Here is a 22,528-nt window from a genome sequence, read left to right as displayed (position 1 = left end):
TTGGGTGGGAATTTTTTCTGGCGCCTGTTGTCGCCTGGGCTTTTGGTATTTTGCAGGCGGGTAGTCAGGGCGTGCCAGGTGGCCCGGCACGGCAGGTGCTGCCATAGGCGGTGTCATAACTGGCATCAACGCAGTTGACCAAGCCATCGACCACGTCGATGTTGGGTGGCCAGCGTATGCTGTGGCGGCGGCCATCGCTCATCTCTATTTCGACGCGGCCTTCCTTGATCTCGTATTCCGGCGGCGGGTTCACCTGGCGCAGGTTTTCGCGGGCACGCAGCAGGGCAGGCTTGTCCCTGGTCAGAAAGGCGATGCTGGCATCGACATACGCATTCCAGGCCGTGGTGCCGGGCGATGCGGGCTTGTAGGACTGCTTGAACAAGGCAACGGCGGCTTCTCTGTCTTCTAAGCTGGCGCGAATCTGCCCCTCGTGCCAGAACAGGATGCTGGCCGTGCTCTGGTGCCTGATCCGCCAGTCGCGGATCAGGTCTGCCGCCGCTTCCTGGCAATGCGGTTCGCTCGCCACTGCGCGCCAGCCCCCCTGCATATCCTGGTCGAATGCATCCTCGTCCAAGGCCAGAAAACGCTCGCGCTCCGGCACAGATACGCAATCGCCCGCCATCGCGCTGGGCATGAACAGGCACGCTGCAGTGAAAACAACCGCCGGGTACATCAAGGAAAAACGCATGCGCCACCTCCTGTGTGCTGGATGTTTTTGCTTGTCATCGGTAGCCAATTCCTAATGGCCTACGTATTCATGGGCTTGCTAAGTGAACCTGATCCCGTTGGTCTTATGGCCCGGGGGGATGTTCAGGGGGTGATGGTGCCTCTCGCGAGGGCATCGAACAGCAGGCCGAAAGCTTCCTCGCTGGCGTGGTAGTAGCGGGAAAGCTGCGGCGGGTGTTTTGAATAAAACACCACGCGCTGCCCTTCTTCCGCAACTTCATAAGCAGAGCAGTGTCCTCCGGTTCCCCTGATCCAGCGTGTCTGCTCGAACTGGTCGCCCACCTTGGCGCTGCCTTTCCAGACTTTCACCACCTCCCAGACCACATGCTGACGGTAGTCACGTGGCCACAGCCCGCTACCGTCCGGAAGTGGTTCGCGTGTTGTGGATATCGGCTGGGCCAACAGCAGGGTGTCGCTATTGTTGAATTTATTTTCCGGCCCTTCCATATCCAGGATTGAGCACGCTTGGGCTGCGGATACGCAAGACAGCAGGGCCAGCCCTGAAGCTAGTAAACACGAAGTGGTCATACGACGCATGGCTGTCCCTGTTGAGCTAACGATAAATCACATAATTCGTGTGAATGTGCACTCTGGCCCGGGTTTTCGGCGATAAATCCCATAGCTCGTGTGAACGTGCACTCTTTCCCGGGTCTTCGCAAGCCACCTGGCACGCCCTTAACTAAATGCGGGCACGATTTTCTGCATTAAGGTAAACCTTTTGCAGAAAACTACCGGTACGCCGATCAATTGCCGTCGTAACGAGTGTCAGCGGACATGCCTGAACCACCTGCCCAGGCAAATCTTTCAATTGAGGCAATCCATAAAAAGCATTCTTTTCGTCAGAAAAATCTATAAACCACTTACTGGCACCGAGATTATTTCTTAAAACCTCCCCTACGTATCTGGCCGCACCATCAACAACGCGCGACTCGGTCGCGACAAGCGCCTCCGCAAGACTGGCATACCTCCTAAGAAGCCAGGCCTCCAGTATCGATAGAGATGATGATGAGTAATCCAGTTCGCAACCAATATCGGGCAATAAAGTGTTTAAAAAACCATCTAGGGCCTGATCCATATCCATGAGTCAAAACTCGAATTTATCTTGATCTTCATTATATTCCATAATTATTACTACCCTGCCTTAAAGGAAATTCCTGCCTTTCTTGGCTGCTCCAGCAGCGGCTTCGATGCACTATTTCGAAAGATCCACTAAATATCCCAATCATGCTTCACCAAGACTGCATCTCGTTGCTGTGGATGGATACGCTACCGCCAAGAGGAAGATAAGTAGTCCGAAGCGGAAGTAATGGTTCATGAGCGCCCTAACACTTTGAATTAAGCCGCGCCGCGAAGCGGCGGGCACTTCCTTCGAAAAAGTGGACACCTGATGGTTAGGTGTGCGCACGCTAAAACTGCATGGGTGTTTTATACCCCAGTGCCGAGTGTAGCCGCTGGTTATTGTAGAAATCCACGTAGCTACGCAACGCTGATCTCAGCTCGTGATCGCTATCAAACTTGTACCGACGGTAGAAGTCAGACTTCATGGTCTTGTTCCAGGATTCCATGTGCGCGTTGTCCGTCATCCGTCGAGGGCGATTGGCCGACTGTGCCAGACCTGCACGCTGGGAAAATGCACTTTGACCCGAGTTCTTCCTGACCAGAGCAGTGCCCTGCGACTCGCCTGATCCAGCGTGTCTGCTCGAACTGGTCGCCCACCTTGGTGCTGCCTTTCCAGACTTTCACCACCTCCCAGACCACATGCTGACGGTAGTCACGTGGCCACAGCCCGCTACCGTCCGGCAGTGGTTCGCGTGTTGTGGATATCGGCTGGGCCAACAGCAGGGTGTCGCTATTGTTGAATTTGTTTTCCGGTCCTTCCATGTCCAGGATCGAGCACGCCCTGGCTGCCGATACACAAGACAGAAGGGCCAGCCCGACAGATAGCAAACACGAGGTAGTCTTATGGCGCATGGCAGTCCCTATCGAGCTAACGATAAATTCCAGAACCCGTGTGAATGTGCACTCTGACCCTGAGGTTTCCCCACGTTTTTGCCATTTATATCAACAACTTGTGATCATCACAGCAGAAACGGACGCGCGCATGACGCAGCCTTGGAGGTGACTAAACCAAAAAAGGACTGACGATCATGCGCGCCAGCCAAGTATTGCAGAAGTGTCTGCGCAACTCACTACCCGGCATGCACGCCCTGCGCCGGCGGGCGCTGCTGCAAGCCGTTGAGGCATTGATCCAGGGCCGCCGATTGACCTTGAGTGACATTGCGCGATCCTGGCCTGGCGCCCTGCGCATGCGGGCTCCGCTCAAGGCCTTTGACCGCCTGCTCGGCAACCGGCACCTGCATGGTGAACGCCATGGCATCGAGCAGGACATGGCCCGCTGGCTGCTGCGTGGGCCACAACCGGTCATCCTGATCGACTGGTCGGATTTGAAGCCCGACAAGAGCTGGTGCCTGCTGCGTGCGGCCATACCCGTCGGTGGCCGTACATTGACCCTGCTGGACATGGTCTTTCCCGGCCGCGAGCAAGGTTCACCGGGCGCTGAGAAACGCTTTTTACAGCAGCTGCACAAGCTTGTGCCGGCGCAGGCAACGCCGATCCTGGTCACCGATGCCGGCTTCCGTAGCCCTTGGTTCCGGGCTGTTTCAGCGCTGGGTTGGCATTGGGTGGGGCGGTTGCGTGGCACCACCTTCATCAAGCCACAGACTGTTCCCGATCACCCACTGCAATGGGCCGACAGCAGGCACCTGCATGCGATGGCCACGGCAACGCCGCACGAGTTGCCATCGATGCTGATCAACCGCAGTGCCCCACTTGCCTGCCGGTTGGTGGTCTATGCCAAAGCACGAAAAGGCAGGGAAAAAGCCAACCGGCGTACGCCTAGCAAAGTGTCTCATTCCTCGTCGAGCCTGAAAGCCGCCGCCCGCGAGCGTGAGCCGTGGTTGATCGTGGCCTCGCCGGAACTGAGCAATGCCAGCCCCCGGCAATTGGTGAAACTCTATGCCCGCCGGATGCAGATCGAACTGGCGTTTCGTGACCTGAAATCACACCGCTATGGCCAAGCATTGGAAGACAGCCTGACCCGCCAAGGTGGTCGGCTGCAGATCCTGCTGCTGGTCAGCACCCTGGCCAGCTTCGTCAGCTGGCTTGCCGGCATGGCCTGCGAAGCAACGGATATCGCCCACTGGTTGTGGCCGGTCAAAAGCACCCGAAAGCTGTATTCCACCCTGCGTATCGGCCGCGAAGCATTGGCCAGAGGCTGGCCACTGGGACCAGCATCGCGCTGCCTTGAACATCTCAGATCACCGCCACAGGCCGTCTTGGAGCAGATGTCTCTACGCCCGTGAAAACGTGGGGAAACCCAAGACTCTGACCCGGGTTTTTTGACCCGGGTTTTTTGGCGGAGTTTGGCGGCAATCTGCTGCGGTGACCAGCGCCTGTAGACAAGGTGGTCGTGGACGTATTGATAAAGCCTGCTTCCGGCCACCAACCGCTTCATCGGTCTGCAACGGCTGCGGCGCCGGCGTTAGTTCAGAGCCGCCTGGCTGGCGTTGTACGCAGTGTGATCGCAGCGCCGGAGCTCTCGTGAAACAGTGGCTGCCGAACGCCCAAGGCGCAGTCCGATTGCTCGCAAACTGCTGCCGTTCTGGCGCTCGATCATGATTACGACCCGTTCTTCAGGGTTCAGGTGTTGATAGGTTCTGGACATGGCAACGGCCCGATATGGGGGCGTTGCACTTGGAAGTTGAGTCTAAGGTGTATGAGCAGGCGCGTGCCCGGCATCCTGCACGCTGGAGCAGATCGACACGGAACTGGACGCCGGTGGCAGCAGTGACGCTCAACCCGGAGAAAGAAGCCCTGGTTGCCGTGGCGACTGCCGCATCGATAAAGACGAAAGCCGCGTAACCGAGGCGATAACTACTTTGACATTTACCGCAATGGCCGGTGTGACCACCGGCGTCTTCTTCTTGCGTGGCATACATGCTCCTTGGCAGCATCATGATATGCCTCTCACACAAAATTCCTGACATCCTCGCGTTACAAGCTGCCGGGCGAAAACGAAAGCAAGCTGCTGACCCGCCCGGTGCTGGCCGCCGATGCACGGCGCACGCCCAACCAGTCACTGCAGTGTGCGGCGGCGATTGCCGGCTTTGCCGACCACCTGCGTGGCGGTGAGCGCATCCCGGCCTGGAACTGGGACAAGGTGATCCAGGCCGCGCAGGGCGCACGCGGGGCCGATGCCAATGGCGAGCGTGCCCAGGCGGTGCTGCTGGTGCGCCTGGCCCAGGGCCGGGTGGGCAAGCATCAGCCGATGCACCACAACTGATCCCCCCTGGGAGTGCGCCTGCTGGATGCAGCCCGGCGCACTCCCATGGATCGGCCCATGCGGGGTAGAACCCGTAGAGATGTGTGTAATGGGATGGCTAGTCCCCCCTCCCAGCAGGCCAAGTGCTCCACCTCGAAGCGTTCGTGAGCGTCACAAGCACACACTGGTAGTATGCTGCGCCTCCACCCAACCCTTGCCATCGCCGCCATGCTGCTGGACATTCTCGACGCCGAAGAACTCTTCCACGTGGCCCTGGGCGCCATGCAGCAAGGCCGCGACGTTGAAGCACTGGCGTGCCTCAAACAACTGCTGAAGCTGCAACCGGGCCATCCCGAAGCGTTGCACCTGCTGGGGGCGCAGTACGCCCAGCTGCGAATGTTCGGCCGCGCCGAAGCCACATGGACCTCCCTGCTGGAGGGCCACCCAGGGCACGCCGCCGCACGCTTCCAGCTCGGCCGCCTTATCATGCTGAAGGGCGATGCCAATGCCGTGGCCACCGTGTTGCAGCCGCTAGCCGCAACCACGGAGGACTTGGGCTACTACGCTGCGGCCGTCATCGCCGCCACCCAAGGCAACGCCGGCCAGACCGAGCAGGGGCTTGTACAGGGTTTGGCTTGCACGCAGTCCAATCCCGCCGTCACCGACGACATGCGTCAGTGGTTGCAGCGCCTGCGTGACCAGGTCGGTGCCACGTCGGCCCCGGCTGCATCGCCCGTGCAGGAGCCGGTATCGATGTTGCTCAGCCGTTACGGTCAGCATTGACCGTCATGAGTATAGGACCAGTAGGCTCGGCCACTGCGCTGGTTTCGCTGCTCAAGGCGGAACTGACCGAAGGCAGCCGCCGGCGAACGTCCAGCAACGCGGGTGCGGAGACCAGCGGCTGCAGCGGAGAGGCCTCACAGGTCACATCTTCCCTGCGCACGCAACTGGTACAGGTCGCCGGTCAGGTCGACCTCACTGACCCGGTCGCCTTAAAATCCGCCCGCCGCCGTCTCATCCGCACCGTGCTGGTGTCCCAGTTTGGGGCCGACCTTCGAGAGCACAGCCAGTGGGAGGCCATGCTGGACAGCGTCGAAGCCACCCTGGAGCAGGATTCACAGCATGTTTCACAGTTCCACGCGCTGATTCAGCAGCTGCAGCAGCCGGACTGATCAAAAAATCGTGAATTGCCCCTAAACTTTTTTCTGCCGCCCTGGAGTGTTTCTAGAGATGGCCCGGATTTCCTCCGGGCTGCACTTTGGAACCGCAAGGAATTCGGGCATGGTCGCAGTGTTCACGGGAAATGGTCTGGGCTTGTTCAATGCAAGCTTGGCCGGTGCTGGCGCAGGGTCGGCGCGTAACGGTCAGGGTGCCGACCGTCAGTACGTGAACGTGGCCAACGGCAACCTGGTGTTCCAGTCCCAAGACGAGCATCTGCTGGTCCGCGGCATGAGCATCGGTAACGTGCGTACCTACAACAGCCAGGGCACCCTCGCCCAGGCGGGTGCGGACGGTTGGGTTACCGGTTTCGAGCGCCGCGTGGAACTGCTGCAGGGCACCTTCAATCAGGCCGGCAGCATCATGCGCCGCCACACCGGTGACGGTGGCTACCAGGACTTCGTCTACCTCGCCCCCAATACCTACCGCGCCACCAGTGGCGACGGAGCCCACGACACCCTCACCTGGTCCGCCGGCAGCGCCAGCTGGACCTATGTGGAAGGCAGCACCCGGGTCACCGAAACCTACGCCGCGCATGACGATGCCCAGCAGCGCGGCCGCCTGCTGACGCTCACTGACGGCCGAGCCAACGCCGCCACTTGGCTCATCGACTACGACACCCAGGGTCGCATTACCGCCGTGCGCGACGCCGATTCGCTGGCGGCGCTGCGCTACACCTACGACGCCGCCGGCCGCCTGCAGCAGGTGGAAGTGCACGGCCAAGCCGAGGGCCAGATTTCCGGCCGGGTCAGCTACAGATACGACAGCCTGGGTCGCCTCGTCTCGTCGCTGGTCGACCTGACCCCGGGCAATGCAGCCGACCGCGCCGAGTGGAACGAAGCCGGAGGCAACGACGGCCTGCTGTACCGCACGTCCTACGCCTACGACGGCGACAGCCTGCGCATCAGCATGGTGCGCCAGAGCGACGGCACGCTGATGAGCTTCGGTTACGACGCGCAGGGTCGCGTGGTCACCGCTACCGTGGGCGACACCAACGCCAACGACGCCGACGGTGTCGGCCAGACCGTCACCTACCGCTACGACAGCGCCAGCCGTCGCACCGATGTCAGCGACGCGACAGGTGCCACCTGGAGCTATGCCTTCGACAGCGAAGGCCAGCTCACCCGCGTGGAGCTGCCGGCGCGCGACGGCCTGCGTGACGTCACCCAGTACAGCTACGACGCCGACGGCAACATCATGCAGGTCACTACCCTGCGCGGGGCTGAGATCCTGCGCCAGACCGACTTCAGCTACGACAGCCAAGGCAATGTGCTGTGGCAGTGGGAACGTGCTGGCAGCGACGGCAGTGCACGCGCGGTGCAGCGCACTTACACCGCACACAACCAGGTCGCCAGCGAAACCGTGTTCACCGGCCTTGATGCCGACGGTGCCGGCACCGCCTCCGCACCCACGGGCGGCCAGACCACCGTATATGTGTATGACGCCCAGGATCGCCTGCGGTTCGTGGTGAGCCCCACCGGCGACGTGCGTGAACTGGCCTACCACGCCGATGGCAATGGCGTGGGCCAGATTGCCACCGAGCGCAGCTACGCTGCCACGCGATTCGATGGCCAGATCACCCTGGCGGCCCTGAGTAGCTGGGCCACCGCGCAGGCAGGCAGTGCCGGCAGCCGCGTCGATTACCGTTACGACGCCTGGGGTCGCGCCAGCGGCCGTACCGAATACGCCGATCTGGATGCGGCGGGCAACGGCATCCAGAACGCCGCCGCTGTCACCCGCCACAACACCTACGACGCCCAGGGGCGTCTGCTGGGCACGCAGGTCGAACGCGGTGCACCCGGTGCCATCGTGCAGGAAACCGTTACCTACACCTACGATGGCTTGGGCCGCCTGCTTTCCGAAGTGAGCCGCAGCGGCTCCACGGTGCTGTCCAACAGCGTTTGGAACTACCTTGATTCCGGCATGAACGTGCGCGTCACCACAGGCGTGGACGGCGGCACCAAGCGGGTCAGTACTGAACTGCGCGACGCCTACGGCCGTACGCTGAGCGTCACAACCACCAGCGTGGACGGCACGCTCAGCCGCACCAGCCGCAACTACTACGACAGCTTCGGCCGCCTGCGCGCCAGTGAAGACGCCAGCGGTGGCCGCAGCTACTACTTCTATGACAACCGCGGCCTGCTGCAGGCCGAAGTCGGCCCCACCGGCTCGGTGGTGTCGTATGCACGCGATGCTTTCGGCAACATCACCGTCACCACCCGGCACGCGGTGGCGCTGGACACCCGCACCTGGGTACAGAACGGGGCGGTGAACCTCACCGAGTGGTCCCAGTACGCACCCGCAGCACACCCAAATGACCGCGTGCTGCGCGACGAATACGACATGGCCGGCCTGCGCGTGCGCAGCCTGGACGCAGACGGCAACCAGGTGCTGTATCGCTATAACGGTGCAGGGCAGCTGGTGGAAAGCGTGCGCATGGACGCTGCCGGCACTGCCGCAACCGCCCGGACCACCCGCTACTTCTTCGATGCCAACGGCCGCCAGGTCGCCACGCTGGATGCGGGCGGCTACCTCACCGAAATGGTGTACGACGCCACCGGCCGCCTGATCCGCAGCGTGGCCTATGCCAACCCCGCCAGCACCACGCTGCGCGCTGCCGGCACCTTGGCCGAGCTGCGCCCGGCCACCGATGCCCGCGACCAGACCACCCGCAATTTCTACGACGGCTTGAACCGCCTGGTGGCCGTGCTGGACAGCGAGGGCTACCTCAGCGAAGTGGTCTACGACAGCACCAACAACGTGCGCGCCACGCGCGGTTACGCGCGCCGGCTGGACAACCTCACCGGCACCGAAACGCTGCAGACCCTGCTGGCCGGCGTGGCCAATGGCGGCATGCGCGAGACCCGCATTGCGTACGATGCGCTGGGCCGTGCCATCAGTGAAGTGAATGCGGAAGGCACGGTAACCCGCTACGCGTACGACAGCCTGGGCAATCTGGTGTCCACCACCGTGGCCGCCGGCACTACCGAAGTGCGTGAAGGCCACCTGCGCTATGACGCGCTCGGCAACCTGATCGGCGAGCTCTCCGGCAACGGCGCTACGCACCTGCTGCCGGGCATGACCGAGGCCCAGCTGGATGCCGTGTACGCGCAGTACGGCGTGCGCCACGTCTACGACGCGGTGGGTCGCCGCATCGAGAGCATCGATGCCCAGGGCAATCGCACCTGGTACTTCCACGACGCGGCCGGCCGCATCACCCACACCGTGCGCGGCGTAGGCGACGCCAACGGCATTGCCAACGGAGCCGGCGAGGTTTCCGAAACCCGCTATGACGTCTTCGGTCAGGTGATCGATACCATCACCTACACGGGCCGCCTGACCCTGGCCACGCCGGGAAACCGCGCCAGCGTCCTTGCCGCAATAAACACCCTGCAGTACGTAGCCGGCACCGATGTGCGCGTGCAGATGGCCTACGACAACCGCGGCCTGCTCACCACCAGCGTGGATGCCCTCGGCAATCGCCGCACCTTCGCCTACAACGCCTTCGGCGAGCAGACCTTCGACCGCATTGAAATGGGCGGCGGCCTGGAACGCGTGACCGAAAGCCGCTACGACGCGCGCGGTCTGCGAACCACGCTGATCGCAGGGCAGGGCGCGCTGCAGACCAGCCAGAGCTGGACCTACGATGCGTTCGGTCGCGCCATCAGCAGCACCGACGCCCGTGGTCAGGTGCGCCAGTGGTCGTACGACCGCAACGGCCGCCAGGTTGCCAGCTGGCAGACAGTCAATGGCGTGGAACAGCGCCAGACCCAGACCTACGATGCCTTCGACCGCGTGCTGACCAGCACCGACGCCGAAGGAGCCGTGACCACCTATATCTATGACGATGCCGCCCGCACCGTCAGCGTGCGTTCGCCGGAAGGCATTACCCTGCGCACCGAGCACAACGCCCACGGTGAAACCGTGAGCGTCACCGACGCACGTGGTGCCGTCACCCGCTACGATTACGACGCCAGCGGCCAGCAAACCGCCGTGGTGGGTGCCGACGGCAGCCGCCAGACCCAGGACTTCGATACGCGCGGCCTGCTGACCAGCAGCACCGATGCCAACGGTCGCCGCGTGGCCTATACCTACGATGCTGCAGGCCGCCTGCTGCAGCGCACGGTAGACCCGCAGGGCCTGAACCTCACCACCACCTACCGCTACGACGCCGCCGGCCGCCAGCTCAGCATGGTCGACAGCCGTGGCGTGGAAACCCGCAGCCGATACGATGCCAACGGCCAGCTGGTTGAGACCCTGGTTGACCCCAACGGGCTGGCGCTGAAGACCAGCTACACCTGGAACGCCGCGGGCCAGCAGCTCAGCGTCACCGTCGGCGTGGGCACCGCCCAGCAGGTGACGACCCTTTACACCTACGACGCACTGGGCCGCCGCAGCAGCCAGACCGTCGACCCGGGGACCGGTCGCCTCAACCTGACCACCCAGTACCGCTTTGACGCCAACGGCAACGTAGTGGCCAGCATCGACGCAGCCGGGCGCATGACCCGTTTCGCGTACGACGCTGACAACCGCCTGCAGTTCACGGTGGACGCCGCCGGCGGCGTCACCCGCAACTGGTATGACCGCAATGGCCGCGTGGTGGCCCAGCGCAGCTATGCAACCGCCATCAGCCTGGCCGACCTGCCCGAAGCCACCACGGCCGCCCAGGTGCAGGCGCGCCTGACGGCCAACGACGCGCGCGACCTGCAGCAGTACTCCGTGTACGACCAGGACGGCCAGTTGCGCCTGAGCATCAACGGGGCAGGTGCAGTCACCGGCAACGACCGCGATGCCGCCGGCCGCAGCGTTCGCCAGATCCGCTACGCCAACCCGGTCAATCTGGGCGCGCTGGGCGCCGGCCTGCTCACTGCTGCCACCACCCCGGCCGAGGTGCTGGCCGCGCTGAGCGTGGATCCCGCCCGCGATGCCACCAGCTGGCAGGTGCTGGACGACATGGGGCGCGTGCGCTACGAGATCGCCGCCGATGGAAGCGTGCTTGAGCGCCGCTACGATGCCTCCGGCGTGCAGGTGGGCACGGTGTCCTACGCCGATCGCATCGAGCTGAGCGCGCAGCGCCGCCAGGATCTGGCCAAGGGCACTGTCAGCGTGGCGACCGTGGCCGGGCTGCTTGCCAACAATAGCCAGAACCAGCTGCAGTATGTCGTGTTGGATGCCGCTGGCCGCGTGCGCTTTGAAGTACGCCGCGACGCCGACGGCCTTGGCCGCGTTATCGAGTATGGCTATGAAGGCACGGCGCGTGTCTCCACCACTGTCTACGGCCGTGGCGTTACCTTCGATGCGCTGCAGACTGTGGCTTCGCTCAACGCCTTGCTGGTACCGCTGCGCAACGCGGGCGAAGCCCGCACCGAGCGTGTGGTGCTCGATGCCGCTGGTCGCCAGCGCTTCAGTGTGGACGCCAGCGGTACGGTGAAGGAAATCCGCTATGATGCGCTTGGCCAGGCCGTGGCCAGCGTTACTTACCTGATCAAACCGGACGTCAACAGCGCCCAGACCCTGGCTACCTTGACCGCCTGGGCCGCCGCCCAGCCGGTCGACCAGCGCCGCCTGGACAGCCAGCAGTACGATGCCGCCGGTCGCCTTGCCGTGCATACCAATGCGCTCGGCCAGATCGAGCGTTACAGCTACGACGGTGCCGGCCAGCTGATCAGCTACACCGACGCCGCCAACCAGGTGTGGACCTACACCTACAACGCCGTCGGCAAGCGCACCAGCGAAACTTCGCCGGCCGTGGCCGTGGCGACCGTGGGCAGCAACGGCCAGTTCACCGTGGCTACCCGCGCCATTGTGACGCGCACCGAGTTTGACGCACTGGGCAACGTGATCCGCCGCAGCGAAGATGCCGACGGCGGCACCCCGCGCATTACCGAGTACCAGTACGACAACCGCGGCAACCAGATCCGCACCACCTTCCCTGATGCGTGGGTGATTGACGAGGCCAGCGGCCAGCTGGTGGCCAGTGGCCAACGCCCCACCATTGATGTCAGCTACGACACCCTCAACCGCGCCGTGGTGCAGAAAGACGTGCGCGGCAATTACACCTACAAGGTGTACGACGTGCTGGGCCAGCTGGCCTACGACGTGGACGCCGACGGCTACGTCAGCAGCTACAGCTATGATGCCTACGGCAACCAGACCGGCCTGCGTCGCTTCGCCAACGCCCTGCAGACCGGTGCGATTGCCGGCTGGAGCGCCGGCACCGCACTGACCGCACTGCAGGTTCGCGACGGCGGCGGCCTGGTAGCGAGTGCCAACGATCGTCAGCTGCTCAGCCGCTACAACGTGCTGGGTCAGAAGGTGGAGACGCTCAGCTCGCAGCGCGAGTACTACGGCCCGGATGGCATCGCCCGGCAAGGTACGCCGACCGTGCGCTATCAGTACGACGGCTACGGAAACCTGCAGCGCTTGTCCGAGCTGCTGAGCGGCACGGCCGACCAGGCCGATGCACAGTGGGCGCATACCTGGCACTACTACGACGTGCTGGGCCGCAAGGTGATGACAGTGGACGCCGAAGGCTACGCCACCAGCACCGAGTACACGATTACTGGTGAGGTGGCCACGCAGACCGAACATGCCCGGGCGCTGTCCACCGCAGGCCTGGGCGCGCAGCAGCCGCCGGCTCCGCTGAGTGGCGATGCCGTGACCGGTTTCGACCGCCGCACCGCGTACACCTACGACGCGCTCGGGCGCAAGATAACGGAAACCGCCAGTCGCCAGTTCCAGCGCGCCGACGGCAGCGCCGGCCAGCGCGATGTGCAGACCCGCACCGGCTACGACGTGCTCGGGCGGGTGGTCACCACCAGCGACGAAAACGGCACCATCACCACCGGCTATGACGCCCTGGGCCGGGTGACCTCGGTGCGTGAACCCGAGCGCGCCACCCTGCGCGCACCGGCCGAGGCACACCTGCAGGCCGATGCCAATCTGGATCTGAACCACCAGCCGCTGTATGAACTGACCTCGCCCTACACCACCACGGTATACGACGCGTTTGGCAACGCCGTGCAGATGCGACGCTACGCCAACGGCTGGGTCAACGGTCAGTCCGCCCCGGTGGCCGACGACGCGCGCGACCAGCTGCAGACCCTGCAGTACGACCGTCAGGGCCGTCTGGTGCGTTCGGTAGATGCGCTGGGCAATGTGCAGATCAGTCACTACGACGCCGCCGACCACGTCATCCGCACCCGGACCACGCTGGCCGGCTCCACTGCCGACCGCAACGCCATCGTGATCGGGGAGTTCGCCTACGACCGCAGCGGCCGTCAGCTCAGCAGCTCCACCACCCGCGTGGTGGGGGGCGTGAACACGGTGGAGGCTGCCGAAACCGTTGCTTACAACGGCTTTGGCGAAATCATCGGCAAGAGCCACTATGGTTTGGTCGGCACACTGCAGTACGGCTATGACGCTGGCGGCAACATGACCTCGTCCAACGAGGGTGGGGCCGACGTGCGCTTGGGCTACAACCTGGCCGGCTACCAAGTTCGCCAGAGCCGCAGCAGCTGGAACGGCACCGCCAGCGTCAACGCCATTACCACCATCCACACCGACCGCCTGGGTCGCGCTCTGCGTACCGACCTGCCCAGCTTCAACACCAATGAAGCAGCAGTCTCTTCGCTGGTGCGTCAGTTTGACCGCTGGGGCAACGTCACCCAGATCATCGACGCGCGCGGCTACCAGACCAACTACCAGTACAACAGCTTCAACCAGATCACCCGCGATGAGCGCCCGCTGGTGGAAGTGGTCGCCGAAACCGGTGCACGCAGCTGGGTGCGTCCGGTCAACGAGTGGTTCTACGACGTGTTCGGCCGCCTGGTGGCCACCCGCGACGCCAACGGCAACATGCGCACCAGCGAGTACAACAACGCGGGCCAGTTGGTGAAGTCACGCGATGGCGTGGGTGCGACCACGCTGCTGGCCTACGACGCGCTGGGTAACCAGCGCCTGCAGCAGAACGCGCTGGGCTACATCACCAGCAAGGACTACGACCGCCTGGGGCGGGTGACCGCCATTGGCGACTTCCTGCTCAATGACGCCGGCACCGCGCGCTACCGCACCACCCTGCAGCAGTACCGCCTGAATGAGAATGGCGACCGCGTGGCGGTGACCGACGCATTGGGCTACACCGCCCTGTATGACTACGACAGCCGCCACCTGGTGGTGCGCAGCCAGACCGCCATGGGCGTCATCCAGAGCTACGGCTACGACGTGCTCGGCCGCAAGACGCTGGAAAGCAATGCGCTGGCACAGGCGTGGGGCACCGACCGCGACGGCCAGCAGGTGCGCCGCAACGAGCTGACCTGGCAGTACGACGTGTTCGGTCGCACCAGCGACCACAACGACCTGTCCACCCGCGATTACAACTACGAATACAGCCCCGGTGGGCAGCTCAGCTACGAGCATGGCAATGGTGGCGGGGTGGTCGACACCGCACGCAGCTACAACTACTACGCCAACGGCCAGCTCAAGCGCATCGAAGACAGCGCTGGCAATTACAGCTACTACGAGTACGACGCGGCCGGCAACAAGACCCTGGAGGAAACCTTCACCCGTGACGGTGCCGGCGTGGTGGTTCACACCTTCACCCGCAGCTGGTACGACAGCCACAACCGCGTGCAGCGCGTAGTGCAGGACGATGCTTCGGCCGGTACAGCCCGGCGCATGTTTGATATCCGCTACGACTACGACGCCGTAGGCAACCGCCGTCACGTGCAGGTGCAGTCCAGCTACGGCCCGAACGCCGCCGCCATGCCGGTGACCAACACTGCGCCCACCGCAGTCAAGGCCGTGGCCGACCGCACTGTGCGCAAGGGTATCCTGTCCGAGTTCCGTGTGCTGTTCAGCGACGTGTTCCGCGATGCCGAGCAGGACGCGCTGATCCTGGACATCACCCTGGCTGACGGCAGTGCGCTGCCGTCCTGGCTGGGTGCCCGCTACGACGCAGCCACCGGCGAGATCATTTTCAGTGCCGCACCGCCGGCAGGCAGCAGCGACGCGGATGTCGTGGTCAAGCTCACTGCCCGCGAAACCGCCAACGCCGCCAATGAGGTGGCCACGCTGTTCACCGTGCGCAGCCGCACCAACACCGCGCCGCGCGCACTCACTGGCGATGTTGCCCAGCTCAACGCCAAGACCGAGCGCCCCTGGGCGGCCGAGCTTCCTGCGTCGATGTACTTCATCGACGAAGACGTGGGGGACATGCTCAGCCTCAGTCTGGACAACGCCGCGGCGCTGCCCGCGTGGCTGAAGCTGGACCTGAGCAATCCTTACGTGCTGCGTCTCAGTGGCACTCCGCTGGTAAGCGAAAGCATCACCCTGACCCTGCGCGCCACCGACCAGAGCGGGGCCTCGGTGGTCAAGACCATCCAGCTGCGCACCGCTGCCAACGCTGGCCCCAATGTGGTGTCCACGCCCAGCCTGGGCGAGGCCATTCAGGGCCGCGCCTACAGTTGGACCCAATCGCTGTCGCAGCTGTTCGTGGACCCCAATGGGGATCGGCTGCAGGTGCGCGCCAGCGGGCTGCCCAGCTGGTTGAATTTCACCTTCATCGACCAGGCCAATCCCACGCTGCGCCTGGACGGCAACGTCCCGTCCACCGTGGCCGATGGCACGCAGTATGCGGTGACCCTGACCGCCACTGACCCGGATGGGCTGACCAGTACGGTCACGCTGAATCTGGTGGTGCGCGCCAACCGGGCACCGGTGGTGCTGAACCCGGGTGGGTACCAGCTGCCCGGCATTCGCGTGCACGACCAACTGGATGTCACCGTCGCCATCAGCAGCCTCTTCACCGACCTCGAAGGCGACAAGATCGCCTTCGAGGCACTGAAGGTTCCCTCGTGGATCACGGCTACGCTGGATCGTGAAGCAGGCACCATTCGTCTGCGTGGCCTAGCCAAACAGGCGGGTTCGGTCAGCCTCGACGTGAAGGGGGTCGACGTAAATGGCCTGAGCAGCACCGCCACGCTGCTGTTGAACATCGGCCAGGACCGCGCCCCGTATCGCGACACAACCGTGCCGTTGAACGACATCAATCTGAGCATCGGCCGCAACTTCAGCATCACCTTGCCGGACAACCTTTTCATCGAGCCCGATGGTGATGGTTTCACCATGCGGATGGCCGTCGTTACCCAGGGTGGTTACAGGCACGACGTCATTCCGCCGGTGTGGATCGATGAGCTGATCACGCAGCCGTGGCCGTCATGGATGACCTTCAATCCGGCCACCCGTACCCTCAGCGGGCAAGTGCCGCCAGGCACCGCCGCCAGCAATTTCACCATCGTCGTGACCGCAAGGGATGGGCGCGGCAACCCCAGTGACCCGGGCGGCAAAATCGGCCAGACTGGCTACGCCAACGACTCGTTCATGCGCGTCAACCTGGTGCCGTTCGTCAACACCGCGCCGGTGTACAACGCCGACAGCATGCCACCACGCACGCTCAACCACGGCACTCCGGTGAATTTCACCCTCCCGCAGGGGGCGTTCTGGGAGCCGGATGGCGACACGCTGACCTACATTGGCTACGTGCAGCAGCCCGATTACTGGGAGTATGTGCGCGACCCGAGAAACCCCAGCGAGTACCTGCCCGACCCGGTGCTGCGCGACGGCTTGCTTGTCTCACTTTCGACCATCGGCCTGTCCATCGATGCGGCCACCGGCACCATTACCGGAACGCCGACCAACCTTGAACACCTCAGCTACCGCATCTGGGTGATGGCACGCGACCCGCAGGGAGCTCTCGCCCAAGGCAAGTTCGTGGCCAACGTGCAGAACGCTGCCCCGATTGCGCCCGGTGGCATCAGCCGCACGGCACCCGCCGGCAGTGCCTGGAGCTACAGCCTTGCTCCGTTCACGGACGCTAACGGTGAGACGCTGATCTACACCGCCAGTAATCTGCCGTCGTGGATGAGCTTCAACCCGGCCACCCGTACCCTCAGCGGAACGCCCTCCGCCGTGGGCAGCTGGACCATCACCATCACCGGCACCGATGCGGCCGGGGCCAGTGCTTCCACCACGATTACCGTCACCACGCCGAACTCCGGTCCGGTGCTGACCAGCCCGTTGTCCTCGCACGAAACCTGGCGCAACACTGCGTGGAGTTACCAGATTCCCGCCAACACTTTCGTGGATGCCAACGGGGATGCGCTCACCTGGAGCGTCAGCGGCCTGCCTGCCGGTATCAACTTCGATCCGGCCACCCGCTACCTGTCTGGCTACGCCACCACCCTGGGTGCGTACAGCGTCACCGTAAGTGTCAGCGATGGCCGCGGTGGCACCAACTCCACCAGTTTCGTCATCAACGTCACCAATGCCGCGCCGGTATACAACGGCGGCCTGGTGAACCGCAACGCGCAGTTGAACGAGCAGGTCAACTGGGCGCTACCGCCGGGCACCTTCACCGATGCGAACAACGACAATCTCACCTACTCAATCATGGTCGAGAATCCGGGCTACGATGAGGTCTATTGGGAGCCCCGCGAAGCGGCATGGATGATCCGCTACATCCCGCCCACTTGGCAGACCTCGTACTCGCTCAAGATCGACCCGAATACTGGCACCGTCACCGGAACCATGCCGGCCTTCACCGAGCCGCGTCATCCGGTCACCGGCGCCGCTGGCCGATACCTGCCGTCGTTCCGGATCAAGATCATCGCCAGCGATGGCATCGCCACCAGTGAGGGGATTTTTGGCGGCTACCTGAACTTTGCGCCGGTGGGTGGCCAGAACCCCCGGACCATCAAGGCCGGTGTTGCCACCAGCATCCAGCTCAACGCCTTCAGTGACCCCAATGGTGACCCGCTGACGTACTCGGTCAGCGGCCTGCCGGCTGGCATGTGGTTCGACGCGGCCAGCCGCACCATCAATGGTTCGGCTTCGGCGGGCAGCTATGCCATCACCATCCATGCCAATGACGGGCGTGGCGGTGTCGGCACGGCCACGTTCACCTTGACGGTACAGGCCAACAACGCACCTGCCGCACCGGCCATCGCCACGATGAACATGCAGGTCGGCACCGGTGTGGGCGTTGTGCTTCCCGCTTTCTCTGACCCGGATTCTGACCCCGTCACCCACAACGTCCCGACACTGCCGCCGGGGCTGTGGTGGGATGCGGCCAGTCGCACCATTGGTGGCACGCCTTCCCGGCCGGGCACATATTGGGTGCAGTACACAGGTACGGATAACCGCGGCGGTGTCGGCTCGGTAACGTTCCAGATCATCGTCGCAGCGGCCCCGATTCCAAACCGCGCACCGTATGTGGCGGTGGCCCCCCCGGCGAACGTCGCCCACTTCCAGAACACCAACCAGTACATCATCCAACCCAGCGGCTTCACGCTGCCGCCCAACACGTTCGCTGATCCGGACAACAATCCGCTCACCTACACCATCATTACCAAGCCGGCCTGGCTGAGCTACGAGTACACCGCCAACGGCCACAGCTTCTGGGGCAAGAGCAACGACAGCCGTTCGTGGGCCATCTGGGCCATCACCATTCGAGCTACTGACCCAAGTGGGTTGTATGCGGATGTCAGCTTCAACGTGACCTCGGAATATTGGGGCACCACCCCGGGTGGCGGCGGCACCGTGCCGCGCCGTGTGGCCGCTTCTGCACCGGTCTCCGATTCGGCGATGACCACTTCCTCCACGGGCCTCGGTCTGCCGGCAACTGGCGCTTCGTCGGGTGGTCTGATTGATCACATCGAGGTCGAGGACATTGCGCAGCGACCGCCGGAGCAGGCCGCGCTGTCGGTCGAAGCCACCTCGAGCCCGGTGCCGCAGGCAAGCCCTTCGCAGGCGCCGGTGGCACCCACGGTGACCGCGTGGGGCGGCCCGGTGAACATCGCTGGCGGTTCGGTACCCTCCGGGCCGGGCGAGGTCTCCAGCGCCACCGGTACCGGTGCCATTGCGGTGGAAACCAAGGACTACTGGTACACCTACGATGCAGAGAACCGCATTGTGGTGAACAACGGCTCGCTGCAGAACGGTGAGATTGTGCTCACCCTCTACGGTGAGGATTCCTATGCGCTGGACTATGACTTGTCCGGCAACGTGGTATCGCGCCGAACCAACCGCAGCGCCAATGGGGTGGAGTTCTACTGGATTGACCGCACGGCATATGACCTGCGCGGTAACCGCCTGTACGAATACGCCACCGACACCATACGCAATGGAATCTTCAATTCCGGCGGTGGCGTGCAGAAGAAGTTTGTCCATGACGCCGCCAACCACCTGACCGCGACCTACAACTACTACGCGTCGGGAAGTGTCTGGGAAGACAAAACCGGGCCCGGTGAGTATGAGGAGATCTGGGGCGTTTACGACTATGGCGGCTGGCTGTACAGCGCCGAAACCTACTCCTACGACATGGACGGCCGGGTTACCGTCCAGCAGTCGTTCCTGCGTGACACCAGTACCTTCACCTGGCTGCGCAATGCCGACAACACCAATGGACGCCAGACCTATGACATCAGCCTGCTGAACTTCCAGAACGGTACCGACTACACCAATGGCTACGACGCAGCGGGTCGTCTGGTCAGCTACAAGTACCAGACCCCGCAGTACACCCACACCTACACGACCACTTACGAGGGCCGTGAGAACTGGCTGCAGAAGTCTGTCACTGGCACCAGCACCAACAGCAACTACAAGACCACCACCAACACGCTGACTTACGATGCGTTCGGCAGGCTGATGTCGCAGCGCGAGACCACGCCGCTGCGCAGCGGCAGCATGGATGACCGCCAGCGCTACTACGCCAGCGACATGGACGGCAAGGTCATCAACCGCCGCGAAGGCACCATCAACGGCAACGGCACCTTCATCCAGGAAGGCGTGGGTGGCCCGGGCAACTACCGTCTGGTGCACGCCAACGGTGAGCAGATTGCCGAGCTGAAGGAAGGCTTCCAGGGGGTGTTCGCCGGCCGGGCCTTCACCACCACGCAGATCCAGAGCGTGGCGGGTCGAGGCGTGTACACCGCCGGTGGCGGGCAGACCACCGCGCAGGCAGGTGACACCTTGCGCACCATCGCCAAGCGCGTGTATGGCAGCGACCAGCTGTGGTATGTGCTGGCCGAGGCCAATGGCTTTGGTGACCCGGATACCGAAATCGGCGCAGGCACGCGCCTCAGCACGCCAGAATCATCGGTCAACCGCAACGATGCCGGCACCTTCAAGCCGTACAACCCGTCAGAGGCCATCGGCAACACCGCCCCGAGCCTGCCGTACATCGCACCGCCGCCGAGCGGTGGCTGTGCAACCTTGGGCATGATCATCATGATTGTGGTGACCATCGTGGTCACGGTGTACACGGCAGGTGCGGCAAGCGGTGCTACAGGTTCGCTTTGGTCCGCAGGCCTCTCATCGCTTGGAGGCGGAAACCTTGCAGCCGCGGGGGTTGGCGGATTCGTTGGCAGCACAGCTGGCCAGGCTGTTGGCAGCGCCATGGATGTAACCAGCTTCAGCTGGCGCAATGCCGCCGTGTCTGGTGCAACGGCCATGGCCAGTGCTGGGTTTGGTGCAGCGGCGAACGCAGGAAAACTCGGCAGTTACGTGCAGAACACGCAGTACGCCCGCGCCGCCGCCCAGTCAGTGGCTGGCGGAATGACCAGCTACGCAGCCGGCCGCGCAGTGGGTCTAGATACCAGCTTCAGCTGGAGGAGCATCGCGGCCAATGCTGTGTCGGCGGCGATCAGTACGCGCGCAGGCGATGCATTGGGCTGGAACCCCACACCCGATGCCGGTGGTAGCGGTGGCTTCTGGACTGACGTGGGGAACGGCGTGCTTGACGGCGTGGTCAACCTGCACACGCGTCGCGCGATGGGCTTTGGTGAACGGGTCGACTATCGCAGCATCGTCGCGGATGCCTTCGGCAATGCGTTGGGGAATGCCGCGGTGCGGGGTGTCCAGAACTGGCGAGCCAATGGTTCCGAGCCGCAGCTCCGTCACGACCTGATGGAGCAGTGGCGCGAGGAAGATATGCGCCGACTGCAGGCGGACATTGCTGCGGAAGAACAGTCGCGCCTCCCGGGCTGGGCTTCGAACAATCAGACCGCGCCTTACGACGCTTCGCGCTACACACAGCAGTTGGATGACATCGTGCTACAGGGACCGAGCACAACGTTGACGGCAGACGAACGTCGGCGCTTGGTGTCAACGACCACCTATCACACGCGTCATGTTGACCCGTATGCCATCGCCAGGAACGGCGGTCAGGTGGACGAGTACAACACTGTGCAGACGTTCCGGTTGCCGGAGAACACCCCGGTGAGAATCGAGGCCTTGCCTTTGGAGGCAGCCCGCACGGTGGCAGCGCGCCTGACGGCGACGGAAGCACGGGCGAACAGCCTTGAGCAATCGAAACAGTCGACAGTGGAGTATTGGGGCCGCAACGTGCCGATGCGGATGGCGGCGAAGGCCGGCTACAACATCATTCAGGGCACCAACAGCCTGTATGGAATGGCAACCGACCTGGAATACGGTCGCAAAGTGCAGGGCGCGATCGGCTACGCCGTGCAGAACCCGGGAGCGGTCGCGGATGCGGCGGGAGCGAGCCTTGGTAAGTGGTGGGATTCCCCGTTGGGCGACAAGCTGGAAGGTGCGGGCACCTTTGGGATAGAGTTACTGGCCAGCGGCGGAACGTCGTTGCTGACGCGCAGCGGAACGGGCGTGCGAACTTTCGGAGCGGTGGTAGACGTGGCCGAGGAAGCGGCGGCGTTGCGCAGGATTGCGGACTTGAATGCAACGCCCGAGGCCCAGTCGCTGCACGCGCGGATCAATTCACGAGCGGAGTTTTCTGCTTTAAGCCCGCAGTTGGCGGAAAACAACGTCCCGCTCTCACAGGCCTATGTCGCTTGGGAGCGCGGAGAGTGGAGCAAGCTTGAAAGCATGTTGCCTCCTGGAGAGTGGCCGCCCTATCGAGGGTTTGTTTCCAGGGGTAATGGCGTTCTCGAGCCTGGTTCGCAAATCGATAGGTTCGGCGGGCGGTTTAAGGATGGGGTATTCACCGATAGAGGCAGTTTTGTATCGCCCGCAGGGACATCTTTTACGTCTCGGGCGCTTCCGGATTCTGCGCTGAAGTCACCATCGAGCGTCTATGAAGTGGTAAGGCCAATAAGAGGGCATTACGGTCCTGCCATGCCATGGTTTGGGCAAACAGGGATGGGGGTTCAGTGGGAGTTGGGTGCTAGTATTGACCAGCTTCTGAAGGGGGGTTACATCCGTTTGGTTGATCGAAAAACTTCTGGGCAATAG

The 22,528-nt window shown here is 63.5% G+C and carries 10 protein-coding genes and 1 pseudogene; 5 read left to right on the top strand and 6 right to left on the bottom strand.

What is annotated here, in order from left to right; translation table 11 throughout:
• Window positions 1–64: 64 nt before the first annotated feature.
• From ABB30_RS03790 to ABB30_RS16585, 5 genes are all read right to left on the bottom strand, one after another.
• A complete protein-coding gene (locus ABB30_RS03790; RefSeq protein WP_152980548.1) occupies window positions 65–688 on the bottom strand; it encodes a hypothetical protein in 624 nt (207 codons plus the stop codon).
• 122 nt (window positions 689–810) lie between these two features.
• Window positions 811–1,263: a hypothetical protein gene (locus ABB30_RS03785; RefSeq protein ID WP_152980547.1), complete on the bottom strand. Its 453-nt coding sequence runs from the start codon at window positions 1,261–1,263 to the stop codon at window positions 811–813.
• Window positions 1,264–1,405: 142 nt separating this feature from the next.
• Window positions 1,406–1,807 (bottom strand): hypothetical protein, encoded by a 402-nt coding sequence (locus tag ABB30_RS16110; RefSeq protein WP_152980546.1) that lies wholly within the window; start codon window positions 1,805–1,807, stop codon window positions 1,406–1,408.
• Window positions 1,808–2,132: 325 nt separating this feature from the next.
• Complete coding sequence (locus ABB30_RS16930) at window positions 2,133–2,291, bottom strand: integrase core domain-containing protein (RefSeq protein WP_425477370.1); 159 nt, start codon at window positions 2,289–2,291, stop codon at window positions 2,133–2,135.
• Window positions 2,260–2,607, bottom strand: a complete 348-nt coding sequence (locus ABB30_RS16585; RefSeq protein ID WP_162531801.1) for a hypothetical protein — start codon at window positions 2,605–2,607, stop codon at window positions 2,260–2,262. The genes ABB30_RS16930 and ABB30_RS16585 overlap by 32 nt, the downstream gene beginning before the upstream one ends.
• 266 nt (window positions 2,608–2,873) lie before the next feature.
• On the opposite strand from ABB30_RS16585, the gene ABB30_RS03775 reads away from it, so the two are divergent.
• Window positions 2,874–4,088 (top strand): IS4 family transposase, encoded by a 1,215-nt coding sequence (locus ABB30_RS03775; protein WP_057636984.1) that lies wholly within the window; start codon window positions 2,874–2,876, stop codon window positions 4,086–4,088.
• Window positions 4,089–4,114: 26 nt separating this feature from the next.
• On the opposite strand, the pseudogene ABB30_RS16925 reads toward ABB30_RS03775, so the two are convergent.
• Window positions 4,115–4,450 (bottom strand): annotated as a pseudogene (locus ABB30_RS16925) (helix-turn-helix domain-containing protein); the annotation flags it as partial.
• 315 nt (window positions 4,451–4,765) lie between these two features.
• Between ABB30_RS16925 and ABB30_RS03770 the strand changes: the two are divergent.
• From ABB30_RS03770 to ABB30_RS03755, 4 genes are all read left to right on the top strand, one after another.
• Window positions 4,766–5,068: a YfbK domain-containing protein gene (locus ABB30_RS03770; protein WP_083489669.1), complete on the top strand. Its 303-nt coding sequence runs from the start codon at window positions 4,766–4,768 to the stop codon at window positions 5,066–5,068.
• A gap of 171 nt (window positions 5,069–5,239) precedes the next feature.
• Complete coding sequence (locus ABB30_RS03765; protein WP_057636982.1) at window positions 5,240–5,830, top strand: tetratricopeptide repeat protein; 591 nt, start codon at window positions 5,240–5,242, stop codon at window positions 5,828–5,830.
• Window positions 5,831–5,835: 5 nt separating this feature from the next.
• A complete protein-coding gene (locus ABB30_RS03760; RefSeq protein ID WP_152980544.1) occupies window positions 5,836–6,219 on the top strand; it encodes a hypothetical protein in 384 nt (127 codons plus the stop codon).
• A 109-nt stretch (window positions 6,220–6,328) separates the two neighbouring features.
• Window positions 6,329–22,528 carry a putative Ig domain-containing protein gene (locus ABB30_RS03755; protein ID WP_057636980.1) on the top strand — a complete coding sequence of 5,400 codons (16,200 nt, stop codon included), beginning with the start codon at window positions 6,329–6,331 and terminating at the stop codon, window positions 22,526–22,528.

Origin of the sequence: Stenotrophomonas ginsengisoli, assembly GCF_001431485.1 — a bacterium.
Classification (GTDB): Bacteria; Pseudomonadota; Gammaproteobacteria; order Xanthomonadales; family Xanthomonadaceae; genus Stenotrophomonas; species Stenotrophomonas ginsengisoli.
This window is presented reverse-complemented; position numbering and strand designations above follow the sequence as displayed.

Coding starts and splice junctions, on each gene's coding strand:
- ABB30_RS03790 (WP_152980548.1), bottom strand. CDS start 688: ATGCGTTTTTCCTTGATGTACCCGGCGGTTGTTTTCACTGCAGCGTGC.
- ABB30_RS03785 (WP_152980547.1), bottom strand. CDS start 1,263: ATGCGTCGTATGACCACTTCGTGTTTACTAGCTTCAGGGCTGGCCCTG.
- ABB30_RS16110 (WP_152980546.1), bottom strand. CDS start 1,807: ATGGATATGGATCAGGCCCTAGATGGTTTTTTAAACACTTTATTGCCC.
- ABB30_RS16930 (WP_425477370.1), bottom strand. CDS start 2,291: ATGGAATCCTGGAACAAGACCATGAAGTCTGACTTCTACCGTCGGTAC.
- ABB30_RS16585 (WP_162531801.1), bottom strand. CDS start 2,607: ATGGAAGGACCGGAAAACAAATTCAACAATAGCGACACCCTGCTGTTG.
- ABB30_RS03775 (WP_057636984.1), top strand. CDS start 2,874: ATGCGCGCCAGCCAAGTATTGCAGAAGTGTCTGCGCAACTCACTACCC.
- ABB30_RS03765 (WP_057636982.1), top strand. CDS start 5,240: ATGCTGCGCCTCCACCCAACCCTTGCCATCGCCGCCATGCTGCTGGAC.
- ABB30_RS03760 (WP_152980544.1), top strand. CDS start 5,836: ATGAGTATAGGACCAGTAGGCTCGGCCACTGCGCTGGTTTCGCTGCTC.
- ABB30_RS03755 (WP_057636980.1), top strand. CDS start 6,329: ATGGTCGCAGTGTTCACGGGAAATGGTCTGGGCTTGTTCAATGCAAGC.